This window comes from Kaistia defluvii (assembly GCF_040548815.1).
Classification (GTDB): Bacteria; Pseudomonadota; Alphaproteobacteria; order Rhizobiales; family Kaistiaceae; genus Kaistia; species Kaistia defluvii_A.
Window position 1 is genome coordinate 1,597,140 of the sequence record NZ_JBEPSM010000001.1, and the last position, 13,147, is coordinate 1,610,286.

The following is a 13,147-nucleotide window of genomic DNA, read 5'->3' on the forward strand; positions in this document are numbered from 1 at the left end:
ACGGCCCGAGCCGTTGCTTGATGGCGACTTGCGCTTGCGGCTTTGCGCCTTAGATGCTGGGATAGTCCATGCGCCCCAGCGAGAACGCCCTTCCCTCATGACCGCTTCCACCGATGCGCGCCTCAGCGTCCTCTCCTCGCTTGCCGAAATCGAGCGGCAGGACTGGGACGCCTGTGCCAATCCAGGCTGGCCATCAGCCCGCCCGTTTGGCGAGGATCCCTCAGCTTTCCTAAAGGCTTACCACCGCCGATTGGATTCAGCGCCTGAGGCCGGCAAGCTTGAATCAAACTCTCAGCGTCCGGCCTATAACCCCTTCATATCCTACGATTTTCTGCATGCTCTGGAAGAGTCCGGCTCGGCCACCGGGCGGACGGGCTGGCAGGCACGCCACCTCGTGCTCGATGGCGAGAACGGCAAGCCCGTCGGGATCGTGCCCTGCTACCAGAAGACCCATTCGATGGGCGAATATGTCTTCGACCAGGGCTGGGCGGATGCCTATGAGCGGGCCGGCGGCCGGTATTATCCGAAACTGCAGGTGTCGGTTCCCTTCACGCCAGCCACCGGGCGGAGACTGCTCACCCGCGCCGACGCGCCGCCTGCCTCGCGCGAAATTCTCGTGGCCGGACTGCTCGAGCTGTGCCGCCAGCTCGGCACCTCCTCGATCCACGCAACTTTCCTGGAAGATCCCGACGCTGACCTGCTCGACGACAGCGGCTTTCTCGCCCGCATGGACCAGCAGTTCCATTTCATCAACGAGGGCTATCGCGACTTTGACGATTTCCTCGAGGCGCTGGCCTCGCGCAAGCGCAAGGCGATCCGGCGCGAACGGCGCGAGGCGCTCTCCGACGGCATCACGGTCGAACACCTGACGGGCCCTTCGATCACCGAACAGGACTGGGATGCCTTCTTCGGCTTCTACATGGATACCGGCGCGCGAAAGTGGGGCAGGCCCTATCTCAACCGGCGCTTCTTCTCACTGCTGGGAGAGCGCATGGCCGACAGGGTGTTGCTGATCGTCGCGAAGCGCGACGGCGTCCCGATCGCCGGTGCCCTCAACATGATCGGCTCCGACGCGCTTTACGGCCGATATTGGGGTGCGTCCGAGGACGTGCCATTCCTGCATTTCGAGGTCTGCTACCATCAGGCCGTCGACTGGGCGATCGCGCATGGCCTGCCGCGCGTCGAAGCGGGCGCGCAGGGCGACCACAAGCTGGCGCGCGGCTATCGCCCGATCGTCACGCGCTCGGCGCACTGGATCGCCGATCGGGGGCTGCGGCGCGCCGTCGCCGACTACCTGTCGCGCGAGCGTGAAGCCGTTGCCGCCGATCACGAATTCCTCGACGAGCACACGCCCTTCAAAGCTGATACGTGATTTTCATGACAGCGATTCTTCTCTGGGTCGGGGCCGCGGCCATTCTGCTCGTGACCGAACGGCAAGCAACGCGGCCGGCCTTCGCGCTGCTCGCCTTTGCCTTCGTGACCGCTTGCTTCCTGCTCGTCACCGGGGACGAGGAGCGGGCGACGCTGCTTGCCCTGATCCTGGCCCTGACCATCGTCGGGGCATCCGCCGTCAAGCATCATCACAGCGGCATGAAGCTCGCGGTCGCCGACCTCGCCTTGACCTTCGCCGGCACAATCCCCTTCATGCTGCGGCAATACCGGCGCACGGCCACGCTCACCATCGCCGGCGCCATTCTGCTCGGTCTCGCCGCCCTGGCGACGCTGGCGCTGGTTCGCGGAGCGCCCTATTCCCTCGCCTCGCGGCTGCTGCTTCTGGGGCTGGCGGCAGCGGCTCTCTACGCGCTCTGCCGGGCGAATGGCGGCACGGCCTATCGCACCGACGTGACGCAGCAGAAGCGTTTCTTCTCGTTCTTCATCGCTTCGCTGGTGGATGTCGCAAGCTGGTGGCCGACCGGCGGCGTGCGCATGCTGGACGTCGGTGCGTCGCCGCTTCCCCTGGCTGCGCCGATCGCTGCGCGCAGCGATATCCGGCCGGATATCATCGTCATCCAGCATGAATCCGTGTTCGATCCACGCCTGTTCGGCCTGCCCGTCGACGAGCGGATCGCAGAATTCCTGACGCCGAAGGACGCTTTCCACGGCACGCTGCATGTCGACATCTATGGCGGCGGGTCGTGGCAGACGGAATTCAGCCTGCTGACGGGCCTGTCCTCCGCCAGCTTCGGGCCGGATTCCTATTTCCTGTTCAAGAAAGGTGTCGGCCGCTTCCGCCACTCGCTGCCGAGCGAACTCGCCCAGCTCGGCTACCGCACCATGCTGTCGACCAGCTGCCGGCGCGAGTTCATGAACTACAACGCCTTCTATGCCGGCATCGGCGTCGCGGAGCGCGTCTTCTCCGACGATTTTCCGCCGCCTTTTGACCTCGCCAGCTTCGAAGTCAATAATTCCGACGCGGCCTTTTTCGCGGCGACGCGCGGAGCGCTGGAGCGTTCGATCGACCGTGACCCCGCTCCGCGCTTCCTGATGGCGCTGACCAATTTCAACCACGGCCCGCACGAGACACGCCTGGTGCCCGCAGGCCAATATGAGGACGAGCGCCGTTTCGCGACTGCCGCCCTGCCCGATGCGAACTACGGCGAGTATTACGCGCGCCTGACGGAGACGGCCGAGAGCTATGCGGCCTTCAAGGCGGCGCTGAAGCAGCGTTATCCCGGCCGGCCGATGCTGATCGTGCGCTATGGCGACCACCAGCCGACGCTGACGCGCGCCATCGAGGAGGCGCGCGGCATCGCCCCCGACGATCCGCGCCAGTTCGAGACCTTCTACGCGATCGAGGGCATCCACTTCGAGCCAAAGCTCGACAGCATACCGGCGCAGCTCGACATCGCCATGCTGGGCACCGTCGCCCTGCAGGCATCGGGCCTTCCGCTCGATGCCGTCTCGGCGACGCGTGCCAGTCTCATCGACGAGTGCGGCGCGCTCTATATCGCAACGCCATCGGAGCGTAAGAACCGTTTTCACCGTACCCTGATAGACCAGGGCCTGATCGAGCTCGGCAAGGCGACACCGCAGGCCTCGGCCGTGCCGGAACGGGCCTGATCGAACGGAACCACAACGACCGGAGATCCGCATGACCCCGTATGACGACACCAACATCTTCGCCCGGATTCTGCGCGGCGAGATCCCGTCGCAGCGCGTCTACGAGGACGCCGAGACGATCGCTTTCATGGATGTCATGCCGCAGGGCCCCGGCCACTTGCTCGTCCTGCCCAAGACGCCCTCGCGCAATATGCTGGACGCGGATCCCGCCGTATTGGCGCGGCTGATCGCGATCGTGCAGAAGCTCGCCCGCGCCGCCAAGCTCGCCTTCGCGGCGGATGGCGTGACAATCATGCAATTCAACGAGCCGGCGGCCGGCCAGACGGTCTTCCACCTGCATTTCCACATCATCCCGCGCTTCGAGGGCGAGCCGCTGCACCCACATACGGGCTCGATGGAGAAGCCGGAAATCCTGGCCGAGAATGCCGACCGCGTCCGCGCGGCGCTCAACACGAAATAATTCGCGGGCGGCATGTCACAGGCGTTCGGCCTGTCTCGTCTTGTCTCCGTATCCATGGAGAACCCATCATGCACGAGAGACTGAACGCCTTCGCCGCCGCTCCTGAAGCCGTCAAGGCAATGATCGAACTGAGCGGTAAGCTGGCCGCGAGCAGCATCGAGCACAGCCTGCAGGAACTGGTGAAAATCCGCGCTTCGCAGATCAATGGCTGCGCCAATTGCCTGCACATGCACACGGCCGATGCGCGCAAGCATGGCGAGACCGAGGAGCGGATCTACCTGCTCAGCGCCTGGCGCGAGTCGCTGCTCTATACCAAGCGCGAGCGCGCCGCCCTCGCCTGGACGGAAGCGCTGACGCTGGTCGCGGAGACACGCGCGCCGGATGTCGACTATGAACTGGTTCAGGCCGCGTTCTCGGCGAAGGAACAGGTCGAGCTGACGCTCATGATCGGCGTCATCAACACCTGGAACCGCTTCGCGGTCGGCTTCCGCACCGTCCACCCAAACGACCGCAAGGCTGCCGCGCAAGAAGAGGCGGCGTGACGATCCCTCCCCGGCCTGCGCCAGTGGTTGCAGGCCGGGGAGACACTGACATCAAGGGAAAGCGATGGTCGACGCGTCCACTGCCGAGTTTGAACAGCACAGACGCTTCCTGACCGGGCTTGCCTATCGCATGCTCGGATCGCTTTCCGATGCCCAAGACATCGTGCAGGACGCCTTCCTGCGCTGGCACGGCGCCGAGCCGACCGCCTTGGCCAGCCCTCGGGCCTGGCTCGGCAAGATCGTCACCCGGCTCTGCCTCGACATGATGAAGTCCGCCAGGGCCCGGCGCGAGAGCTATGTCGGACAGTGGCTGCCGGAGCCGGTGATCGAGCCAATCGACCTGCCCCGCGCCGGCTCGATCGACGACCGGATCGACGCGCCCGTGGCCCTGATGCTCGCGTTGGAACGGCTCTCGCCGCTCGAGCGCGCCGCCTTTATCCTGCACGACATCTTCGAGATGGAATTCGACGAACTGTCCGATGCGCTGGACCGGACGGAGGCGGCGTGCCGGCAATTGCTGGTTCGCGCCCGGGGCCATGTCGGCAAAACCAGGCAGCGCTATGCGGTCGACGCGGAGGAGGCGAACCGGCTCACCACGGCCTTCTTCCAGGCGACCAGCAGCGGCGACGCTTCGGCGCTGCGCGACCTGCTGGCAGACGCCGCCCGCCTGCATGGCGATGGCGGCGGCAAGCGCCCCGCGACGCTCAACATCATCTATGGCGCCGACAAGATCAGCCGCTTCTTCGCCGGCGTCGCCCAGAAACCGGGGGCCCAAGCGAGCACGATCTGGTCCGGCCCGCTGCGCATCAACGGGCTGCCCGGCTTCGTCGCTCTCGATCCGTTCGGGACGCTCCAGGCCATCGCGCTGGAGATCGAGGACGGCCGCATTGTCGCGATCTACAGTATGCGCAATCCCGACAAGTTGACCGGCGCCGAAGCCTTCCTTCCGGCGAGTCAGACGGCATAAAAAAAGCGAGGCGCATCTCTGCGCCTCGCTTTCATCTCGGTTCAAGGCTGGACGGATCACTCCGTCTTCAGCGGCACCTTGGGCACCAAGCCACCACGCTTAGGCGGCGTCGTGGGCGCTTCCGGGGCCGCCTTCTTGGCGCTGGCCGCCTTGCGACGCGGCTTCGCCTTGGCCTTCGGCTCCTCGGGCTCGGGCTTCGGCGTCACCGGACCATCCTCGATCGGGTCGAGGTGCAGGCCGGTCTCGCCGTTCTCCTTGGTCTCGACCGTGATCTTGACCGTACCGCCCTTGCGCAGCTTGCCGAACAGCACTTCGTCAGCCAGCGGCTGCTTGATGTACTGCTGGATCACGCGGCCAAGCGGGCGAGCGCCCATCTGCCGGTCGTAACCCTTGTGCGCGAGCCAATCGACCGCCTCGGGCGAAAGATCGAAGGTGACGCCGCGGTCGGCCAACTGGGCCTCGAGCTGCAGCACGAACTTCTGCACGACATTGTGCACGACCTCGATCGGCAGATTGCCGAACTGGACGATCGCGTCGAGCCGGTTGCGGAACTCCGGCGCGAACAGGCGGTTAATCGCCTCCTGGTCGTCGGGGTCGCGAGTCGTCGACTTGAAGCCGATGGCGGGCTTGGCGAGATCGGCCGCGCCGGCATTGGTGGTCATGATCAGGATGACGTTCCTGAAATCGACCTGCTTGCCGTTGTGGTCGGTCAGCTTGCCGTGATCCATGACCTGCAACAGGATGTTGAACAGGTCCGGATGCGCCTTCTCGATTTCGTCGAGCAGCAGCACGCAATGCGGATGCTGGTCGACGCCGTCGGTCAGCAGGCCGCCCTGGTCGAAGCCGACATAGCCGGGCGGCGCGCCGATCAGCCGCGAGACCGTGTGGCGCTCCATATATTCCGACATGTCGAAGCGGATCAGCTCGACGCCGAGGCTTGCCGCCAGTTGCTTGGCAACTTCGGTCTTGCCGACGCCGGTCGGTCCCGCGAACAGATAGGAGCCGATCGGCTTCTCCGGTTCGCGCAGGCCGGCACGAGCCAGCTTGATCGCCGAGGTGACCTGGGCGATGGCGCTGTCCTGCCCGTATACGACGCGCTTCAGCGTCGTCTCCAGGCTCTTCAGCACTTCCTGATCGTCCTTCGACACCGTCTTAGGCGGGATCCGCGCCATGGTGGCGATGGTGTCCTCGATCTCCTTGACGCCGATGGTCTTCTTCCGGCGGTTCTCCGGGATCAGCATCTGCGAGGCGCCGGTCTCGTCGATCACGTCGATCGCCTTGTCCGGCAGCTTGCGGTCATGGATGTAGCGGGCCGACAGTTCGACCGCCGACTTGATCGCGTCATTGGTGTAGCGGACGCGGTGGAAGTCCTCGAAATAGGGCTTCAGCCCCTTCAGGATCTCGATCGCATCGGGGATCGTCGGCTCGTTAACGTCGATCTTCTGGAAGCGCCGGACAAGGGCCCGGTCCTTCTCGAAGAACTGACGGTATTCCTTGTAGGTGGTCGAGCCGATGCAGCGGATTGCGCCGCCGGCCAGGGCCGGCTTCAGCAGGTTGGAGGCATCCATCGCCCCGCCCGACGTTGCGCCCGCACCGATGACGGTATGGATCTCGTCGATGAACAGGATCGAACCCGGATATTCCTCGATCTCCTTGACGACCTGCTTCAGCCGCTCTTCGAAATCGCCGCGATAGCGGGTTCCGGCGAGCAGCGTGCCCATGTCGAGCGAGAAGATGGTCGAACCGGCCAGCACGTCGGGGACGTCGCCCTCGACGATGCGCTTGGCCAGGCCTTCGGCGATCGCGGTCTTGCCCACGCCCGGGTCGCCGACGAAGAGCGGATTGTTCTTCTGACGGCGGCAGAGGACCTGGATCGTACGCGCGATCTCAATGTCGCGGCCGATCAGCGGGTCGATCTTGCCCTTCTTCGCCTTCTCGTTGAGGTTGACGCAATAAGCATCCAGCGCGTCAGCCTTCTTCTTGTTTTCCTCGCGGCTGTCGACCGTAGCGGCGTCGTCGTCGACACCGTGCACAGGCCGGCTCTCGCTCATGCCGGCGCGCTTGGCGATGCCGTGCGAGATGTAGTTGACCGCGTCGTAGCGGGTCATGTCCTGCTCCTGCAAGAAGTAGGCGGCATGGCTCTCGCGCTCGGCGAAGATCGCGACGAGCACGTTGGCGCCGGTGACTTCCTCACGGCCGGACGACTGCACATGGATCACAGCGCGCTGGATGACGCGCTGGAACCCGGCGGTCGGCTTCGAGTCTTCCTCGGGGCCATGCGCCAGATTGGCCAGTTCCGTATCAATGTAATCGATGAGGCTGCGCTTCAGCATGTCGAGATCGACATTGCAGGCACGCATGACGGCAGCCGCATCCTGATCTTCGATCAGAGCGAGCAGGAGATGTTCGAGTGTCGCGTACTCTTGATGGCGTTCGTTCGCGAAGGCGAGCGCCTGGTGGAGGGCCTTTTCGAGGCTTCTGGAGAATGACGGCACGTTAGGACCTCACTTCCTTTCCATCACGCATTGCAGCGGATGTTGGTGTTTGCGCGCGAAATCCATCACCTGGGTGACCTTGGTCTCGGCCACTTCATAGGTGAAGACACCACACTCCCCCACACCATGCTGATGCACATGCAGCATGATCTGCGTCGCCTCTTCCCGGTTCTTGTTGAAGAACCGCTCGACGACATGCACGACGAATTCCATCGGCGTGTAGTCGTCGTTCAAAAGCAGAACGCGATACAGGTTCGGCCGTTTGATTTTCGGCCGTGTTTTGGTGACGACGCCAATGTCGTTGTCGCCATCATCGGAACGACGAGGTTCTTTGCTCATATGGTTCGATCGATACGTCGCTAAAACGGAATCCTGCCGATAATCACGCTGCAGCGCAATCGCTCATTTCGAGGATCCGCGCTGCCGCTCGCCAGACAGGCGGGAGAGGTGTCGAGGCTTTATATGGGGAGGCTTCTCACCGATGGAAGTGCAGCCTGCCCGACGCATGGACATCGCATCGGTTTCGGTCCTATCTCAGCCTGCCGGTCGAACCCGACGCGGAATGGATCGGAGCCTGAATGGCCGTTACCACACAGTATATCGTGCAGCCCTACCGCCTCAACAAGCGCGGCAAGCTGGAAGCCGAACCGGCGGTCGCCGCCAGTTCGGCCGAAAATGCCAAGCAGCGCGCGGAAAAATTGTCGGACTCGCGCGCCGGCGTCATCGCCTTCCAGATCGCCGTCGACGCAGAGATGGGCGACTACGGCGAACCGGTGACCCTCGCCCGCTTCGGAAGCCTTCCGGAAGAAATGGACTAGCCGGCCGCCAGCGGCGAGCGGAACGCCGCCCGCCCCTCCAACAAAAAGCCCGGCGCGAAGGCCGGGCTCGAATTTCGTAGAACTCTGACGCTTAGCTCGGGAATTTTCCGAACAGCCCTTCGAACGGCTTGTAGGCGTCGCGGGTCATCTCCGTCATCATCGCGCCGAACTTCGACATCTGACCGACATAGCCTTCATAGGCGGTCTTGACGTATTCGCTCTGCGCCTCGACGGCCTTCTCGACGCTGCTCGAGGAAAGGATCTTTTCGAGCGCCGCGGAGCCGGTCTCGAAGCTCTTCTTCGAATAATCCGCGGCTTCGACCGCGATCGCCTGGAGGCCCTGACTCATCGAGCCGAAGCTCTTCATCGCAAGATCGACGCTTTCCTTGCTTGCCTTCTGCATGCCCTCGAAATCCTGGATCAAAGAAAGGCCCTCCGCGTAAGAACCCCGCGCCATAGCGGGTTCAATACGGAGCACGTTCAGGCAGCCCGGGGCCGGAGTCAAGAAATTTTGTTGCACCGCACAATTGCGGCATGGCGAGCGCGACGCTGCGGCAGGCCGCGCCAGCCCCAAAATGGGACCCAAACCTGCCCCCTGATTTTTACGGATTCGTAACGGCGTTTCCTTAGCTTCCATTCATCAGGCCGGAAAGCCACGCCGAATTGGCGGGAGCGCGCTTTCTGGGGCCCGGAATGGAAATATGGAACGAAAGCGCAGGCGGCCGCCATTTCGGTCCGTCGGCGGCAAAATTCCAGAACCGCCATTCTTGCCTCAAAAAAGTTCCGGTCTTGGGGTCAGTTGGTAATTGGGCACTGCCGGAGTTGACGCTCCGGTTCTGCGAGACGCGGAGAGATCACTCACATGTTGATGGGCCTGAACCCCCTCGGCCGGCATTGCGTCCGCTCGGTTCGGCGCGCTCTGGCGGGCATTCTTGTCGCCGGCGTGGCGTTGACCGCGGTCACCGTGGAAGCCGCCGCAGCGCCCAACTCATCCATCGTCGTCGATGCCAAGACCGGCAAGGTCTTGTACTCGAAGGAGCCCGACGCGCTGCGTCGCCCCGCCTCCCTCACCAAGATGATGACGCTCTATCTGCTATTCGGCGAGCTGGAGAGCGGCCGGCTCACCATGTCGTCCCGACTTCGCGTTTCCGAATTCGCCTCGCGCCAGCGACCGACGAAGCTGGGCCTCAAGCCCGGTTCGACGATCGCCGTCCGCGACGCCATGCTCGGCCTGATCACGCGTTCGGCCAATGACGCCGCCGTGGTCATCGCCGAAAATCTTTCAGGCTCTGAAGCCGCCTTTGCCCAGCGCATGACCCGCACCGCCCGGTCGATCGGCATGAGCCGCACCACGTTCCGCAACGCCTCCGGCCTGCCCAATGACGGTCAGTGGTCGACGGCGCGCGACATGGCGACCCTCGGCCGCGCGCTGCAGGACCGCTATCCGCGCTATTACAAGTTCTTCGCGACCAAGAGCTTCGTCTACAACGGCCGCGTCATCAACGGTCACAACCGCCTGCTCGGCCGCGTCAATGGCGTCGACGGCATCAAGACCGGCTACACCAATGCCTCGGGCTACAATCTCGTCTCGTCCGTGAAGCGCGACAACCGCGCTCTGGTCGCGACCGTCATGGGCGGCAACACCGGCGCTGCCCGCGACAAGCAGATGGCCACGATGCTCGAGAAATACCTGCCCGTCGCCTATGCCGGCCCGGCCAAGTCGCGCTCGCTGTTTGCCCGCGCCCAGAATGCGCCGGCCGCGGATGTCGACGATGTCGAGACCGAAGTCGCCGTCGCGGCGCCTACCCCCGCACCGGTCCCCGCCGCTCGCCCTGCCCGCGCTGAGACGGTCGCTGTCGCGGCCGTCGCCACCCCGCTTGCCAAGGCCATGCCGCTCGCCAAGCCCCTGCCGCTGGCGAAGGCTGCTCCGATCCCGGCGCCCGCCCCGGTCCAGGTCGCCGATGTCGAGGATGAGGAGCCCGTCTCCGTCCAGGCCTATGCGCCGGAGCCGATCGAGCCCGCCGCCGCCCGCGGACCGCGCATGGTTTTCCAGACCGGCCCGGCCGGCAAGCCGATCAGCCGCCCGTCCGTCAAGACGGCCGCCATCGTCCAGCCCGTCCCCACCGCCGACGACGATTCGGGCGACAGCTTCACCGGAAGCATCGCCGCTTCCGCTGCGCCGACCGCTGAAATCGCCGATGGCTGGAAGATCCAGATTGCCGCCGCACCCGACGAAGACGGCGCCAAGCTGATGCTGGACCGCGCCAAGTCCAAGGCAGGCAAGATGCTGGCCAGTGCAACGCCCAGCGTCGAGCCCGTCGCCAAGGGCGCTTCGACCCTCTACCGCGCCCGCTTCGCCGGGTTCGACAACAAGGATCAGGCCCGCGCCGTTTGCGCATACCTGACGAAGCGCGATGTGTCCTGCCTTGCCGTCCGTCAGTAACGGGCGGCCGCGTACCAGAATTTCGCCCTCCTTTTTTGTACCTGCGTTTGGGAGCTAGCGATGTCCGCCGAGGAGTCTTTCCTTCGCCTCGTTGATTTGGGCGGCCAAGAACGTCGATCCTCCCTGGTCGGGATGGACGCGTTTCATCAGCCGTCGGTAGGCCGTTCTGATTTCGGCCTCGGAAGCGCCGGCCGAAAGGCCAAGGATCTGGTAGGCCTGCTCATCTGTCATGGCGCCCGCGCGCGCCGTGCGGCGCGACCTGCCTGCCGGGTCACTCTCGACGTGTTCACGCCAACCGGGAATGCGGCGGTCGAGATAAGCTTCGAGTAAGGCGCGGTCGCGGGCCCTGCCCGCGACTTCGGAATAGAGAACCACCAGTTCATCGGGGCTCAAGCTCTGGAGCGCCCGACCGGCAAAGCGGCCTTGCCTGACTTGGCCCGCCTCGATCCACGGCTTCATCGTTTCGAGAATCTTCGGCTTGAGCAGCCAGAGGCCGATCGCCAGCAGCGGGATGCCCGCGCCCAGCCGCCCGGTCGCGGCGGTAAAGATGCCGGTCGAGATCAGCGCCCCCGCCGCGCCGCGACGCACGGCACGGCCCAAGGCATGCGCGCCCTTCTCGCCTCCGAACAGAAACGCGATTCCGATCGATACGGCGAGCACGCCCAGAAACGGGATAATCAGGCCCATCGGCACTCCAAACCGGCCGATTCCTTCCGGCCCTCTCCTCTCTATTGCGGGCAAGTCTCCCGCGCGGCAAGGGCCCGCGCCGCAATGGATGATGCCTGCGTGATTTGCTAGACAGTCGCGGCACGGTCGCCACCGCAGCCTCTCCGATCACGAGGCATTAAGGCCACCGCGCTGCGCAACAAGGACATGCCATGCCTGCCAGCCCGATCATCTACCGTACCGTCGACGACCTGCGCTCTGCCGTTGCCGCATGGCGACGCGACGGCCTTCGCGTTGGCATGGTGCCCACCATGGGCGCGCTGCATAGCGGGCATCTGGAACTCGTGCGCGCCGCGCGCGAACGGGCGGACCGCATCATCGTGACGATCTTCGTCAATCCGACCCAGTTTGCGCCAACCGAGGATTTCGGTTCCTACCCGCGCACCGAGGCGAGCGACGTCGCCAAGCTGGCGGAACTGGGCGTCGAAGGCGTGTTCGCTCCCAACGCCAACGAGATGTATCCGGCCGGCTATGCGACGACCGTATCGCTCGCAGGCCCGGCGATCGGGCTGGAGACGGACTTCCGTCCGCATTTCTTCGCCGGCGTCGCGACCGTCGTCTCCAAGCTGCTGATCGCCGGTTTTCCGGATGTCGCCCTGTTCGGGGAGAAGGATTACCAACAGCTGATGGTGGTGCGGCAGATGGTGCGCGACCTGCGCCTGCCGTCGGAGATCGTCGGCCTGCCGACCATCCGCGAGCCCGACGGCCTCGCCCTCTCCTCTCGCAATGCCTATCTCTCGGCCGAGGAGCGGCAGACCGCGACGACGATCTCGCGCGCCATGCGCCAGGCAGCGGGCTCGATCCGGGCCGGCGGGGACGTCGAGGCGGCGCTTGCCGAAGGCCGCGAGACGCTGAAGGCGGCGGGCTTCCGGGTCGATTATCTGGTGTTGCGAAATGCCGAGACGCTGGCGGAAATTGTTGACTTGGCTAGCGAGCCGCGCCGGATGCTGGCAGCCGCTTGGCTGGGCAAGACCCGCCTGATCGACAACATCGCGGTCTGAGGATCAGAGAAGGCCGAGCTCGGCGAGTTCGGCCTTCAGCGCGGAGGGCAGTTCGTCGCCTCCGCCGCCGATCGATGCCAGATCGCGCGGCGCGTCCTTCTCCAGCAGATAGCGCCAGCCTTGGAAAGGCCGCTTGGGCTGCCATTCGGTCGGCACCACTTCAGGGTCGAACACGATGCGGCAGCGCTGGATGCCGTCGTCGCCGGTAACCGCCTGCAGGTCGAGCAGGCGCTGGCGCGCCTGAACCTGACCCTTGATCACCCAGTAGAGAGACCCGCCGTCCAGCAGCTCGGGAATGCGCTTTGGCATCATGCGAGTAGTGTGCGTGTCTTCGGGATCGAGCCCCATGCCGCGCTGGCGGGCGATGTCCTGCGCGATCCAGTCGGTCAGCTGCTCAATCGATTCGACGCCGACGCAAAGCTTGATGAGATGCAGGGCCATTCCGGAACACGTGTCCTCAAACGGGAGCGCGGCGGGAGCCGCGGCAATTTTTCCACAAGGATGAATTGGCGCTCGGCTTCGGACTGGCCTATGAGCCTGTCTGGAAACGGCGCAAACTAAGCATAGGCGTTCCGCCTGTCCCGCGAAAGCGTGAAGGGCGCTCGAACATGGCGCTGACTGGACATTCGACGGCC

13 protein-coding genes are annotated in these 13,147 nt (G+C 64.7%); 8 read left to right on the plus strand and 5 right to left on the minus strand.

Annotated features, from left to right (window positions below; translation table 11 throughout):
- Nucleotides 1-97: 97 nt before the first annotated feature.
- From ABIE08_RS07490 to ABIE08_RS07510, 5 genes are all read left to right on the plus strand, one after another.
- Nucleotides 98-1,372, plus strand: a complete 1,275-nt coding sequence (locus ABIE08_RS07490; protein ID WP_354549931.1) for a GNAT family N-acetyltransferase — start codon at nucleotides 98-100, stop codon at nucleotides 1,370-1,372.
- A gap of 5 nt (nucleotides 1,373-1,377) precedes the next feature.
- The gene (locus tag ABIE08_RS07495) at nucleotides 1,378-3,060 is read left to right on the plus strand and encodes a sulfatase-like hydrolase/transferase (protein ID WP_354549933.1); all 1,683 of its coding nucleotides are present in this window, start codon (nucleotides 1,378-1,380) and stop codon (nucleotides 3,058-3,060) included.
- A 31-nt stretch (nucleotides 3,061-3,091) separates the two neighbouring features.
- Nucleotides 3,092-3,520 (plus strand): HIT family protein, encoded by a 429-nt coding sequence (locus tag ABIE08_RS07500; RefSeq protein WP_354549935.1) that lies wholly within the window; start codon nucleotides 3,092-3,094, stop codon nucleotides 3,518-3,520.
- A gap of 68 nt (nucleotides 3,521-3,588) precedes the next feature.
- Nucleotides 3,589-4,062 (plus strand): carboxymuconolactone decarboxylase family protein, encoded by a 474-nt coding sequence (locus ABIE08_RS07505; RefSeq protein ID WP_354549936.1) that lies wholly within the window; start codon nucleotides 3,589-3,591, stop codon nucleotides 4,060-4,062.
- Nucleotides 4,063-4,126: 64 nt separating this feature from the next.
- The gene (locus ABIE08_RS07510) at nucleotides 4,127-5,029 is read left to right on the plus strand and encodes a sigma-70 family RNA polymerase sigma factor (protein WP_354549938.1); all 903 of its coding nucleotides are present in this window, start codon (nucleotides 4,127-4,129) and stop codon (nucleotides 5,027-5,029) included.
- 56 nt (nucleotides 5,030-5,085) lie between these two features.
- Here the strand turns inward: ABIE08_RS07510 and clpA are convergent, their stop codons facing one another.
- Nucleotides 5,086-7,524, minus strand: a complete 2,439-nt coding sequence (gene clpA, locus ABIE08_RS07515; protein ID WP_354549940.1) for an ATP-dependent Clp protease ATP-binding subunit ClpA — start codon at nucleotides 7,522-7,524, stop codon at nucleotides 5,086-5,088.
- 9 nt (nucleotides 7,525-7,533) lie between these two features.
- The gene (gene clpS / locus ABIE08_RS07520; protein WP_266332829.1) at nucleotides 7,534-7,863 is read right to left on the minus strand and encodes an ATP-dependent Clp protease adapter ClpS; all 330 of its coding nucleotides are present in this window, start codon (nucleotides 7,861-7,863) and stop codon (nucleotides 7,534-7,536) included.
- A 239-nt stretch (nucleotides 7,864-8,102) separates the two neighbouring features.
- On the opposite strand from clpS, the gene ABIE08_RS07525 reads away from it, so the two are divergent.
- Nucleotides 8,103-8,342 carry a hypothetical protein gene (locus tag ABIE08_RS07525; RefSeq protein WP_354549942.1) on the plus strand — a complete coding sequence of 80 codons (240 nt, stop codon included), beginning with the start codon at nucleotides 8,103-8,105 and terminating at the stop codon, nucleotides 8,340-8,342.
- 91 nt (nucleotides 8,343-8,433) lie between these two features.
- Here ABIE08_RS07525 and ABIE08_RS07530 read toward each other — a convergent pair whose 3' ends face one another.
- Nucleotides 8,434-8,745: a phasin family protein gene (locus ABIE08_RS07530; RefSeq protein WP_436409510.1), complete on the minus strand. Its 312-nt coding sequence runs from the start codon at nucleotides 8,743-8,745 to the stop codon at nucleotides 8,434-8,436.
- A 459-nt stretch (nucleotides 8,746-9,204) separates the two neighbouring features.
- Here ABIE08_RS07530 and ABIE08_RS07535 point away from each other — a divergent pair, with 459 nt between their 5' ends.
- Nucleotides 9,205-10,785 (plus strand): D-alanyl-D-alanine carboxypeptidase, encoded by a 1,581-nt coding sequence (locus ABIE08_RS07535; protein ID WP_354549944.1) that lies wholly within the window; start codon nucleotides 9,205-9,207, stop codon nucleotides 10,783-10,785.
- A gap of 54 nt (nucleotides 10,786-10,839) precedes the next feature.
- On the opposite strand, the gene ABIE08_RS07540 is transcribed toward ABIE08_RS07535, so the two are convergent.
- Nucleotides 10,840-11,472: a DnaJ domain-containing protein gene (locus ABIE08_RS07540; RefSeq protein ID WP_354549946.1), complete on the minus strand. Its 633-nt coding sequence runs from the start codon at nucleotides 11,470-11,472 to the stop codon at nucleotides 10,840-10,842.
- 191 nt (nucleotides 11,473-11,663) lie between these two features.
- On the opposite strand from ABIE08_RS07540, the gene panC reads away from it, so the two are divergent.
- Entirely contained in the window at nucleotides 11,664-12,512 is an 849-nt protein-coding gene (gene panC / locus ABIE08_RS07545) for a pantoate--beta-alanine ligase (RefSeq protein ID WP_354549948.1), read from the plus strand.
- A gap of 3 nt (nucleotides 12,513-12,515) precedes the next feature.
- Here panC and ABIE08_RS07550 read toward each other — a convergent pair whose 3' ends face one another.
- Nucleotides 12,516-12,953 carry a DUF1489 family protein gene (locus tag ABIE08_RS07550; RefSeq protein WP_354549950.1) on the minus strand — a complete coding sequence of 146 codons (438 nt, stop codon included), beginning with the start codon at nucleotides 12,951-12,953 and terminating at the stop codon, nucleotides 12,516-12,518.
- Nucleotides 12,954-13,147 lie beyond the last annotated feature (194 nt).

Excerpts from the sequence above, each read along its gene's own strand:
- ABIE08_RS07490 (WP_354549931.1), top strand. The coding sequence starts at position 98 with ATGACCGCTTCCACCGATGCGCGCCTCAGCGTCCTCTCCTCGCTTGCC.
- ABIE08_RS07495 (WP_354549933.1), top strand. The coding sequence starts at position 1,378 with ATGACAGCGATTCTTCTCTGGGTCGGGGCCGCGGCCATTCTGCTCGTG.
- ABIE08_RS07500 (WP_354549935.1), top strand. The coding sequence starts at position 3,092 with ATGACCCCGTATGACGACACCAACATCTTCGCCCGGATTCTGCGCGGC.
- ABIE08_RS07505 (WP_354549936.1), top strand. The coding sequence starts at position 3,589 with ATGCACGAGAGACTGAACGCCTTCGCCGCCGCTCCTGAAGCCGTCAAG.
- ABIE08_RS07510 (WP_354549938.1), top strand. The coding sequence starts at position 4,127 with ATGGTCGACGCGTCCACTGCCGAGTTTGAACAGCACAGACGCTTCCTG.
- clpS (WP_266332829.1), bottom strand. The coding sequence starts at position 7,863 with ATGAGCAAAGAACCTCGTCGTTCCGATGATGGCGACAACGACATTGGC.
- ABIE08_RS07525 (WP_354549942.1), top strand. The coding sequence starts at position 8,103 with ATGGCCGTTACCACACAGTATATCGTGCAGCCCTACCGCCTCAACAAG.
- ABIE08_RS07530 (WP_436409510.1), bottom strand. The coding sequence starts at position 8,745 with ATGCAGAAGGCAAGCAAGGAAAGCGTCGATCTTGCGATGAAGAGCTTC.
- ABIE08_RS07535 (WP_354549944.1), top strand. The coding sequence starts at position 9,205 with ATGTTGATGGGCCTGAACCCCCTCGGCCGGCATTGCGTCCGCTCGGTT.
- ABIE08_RS07540 (WP_354549946.1), bottom strand. The coding sequence starts at position 11,472 with ATGGGCCTGATTATCCCGTTTCTGGGCGTGCTCGCCGTATCGATCGGA.
- panC (WP_354549948.1), top strand. The coding sequence starts at position 11,664 with ATGCCTGCCAGCCCGATCATCTACCGTACCGTCGACGACCTGCGCTCT.
- ABIE08_RS07550 (WP_354549950.1), bottom strand. The coding sequence starts at position 12,953 with ATGGCCCTGCATCTCATCAAGCTTTGCGTCGGCGTCGAATCGATTGAG.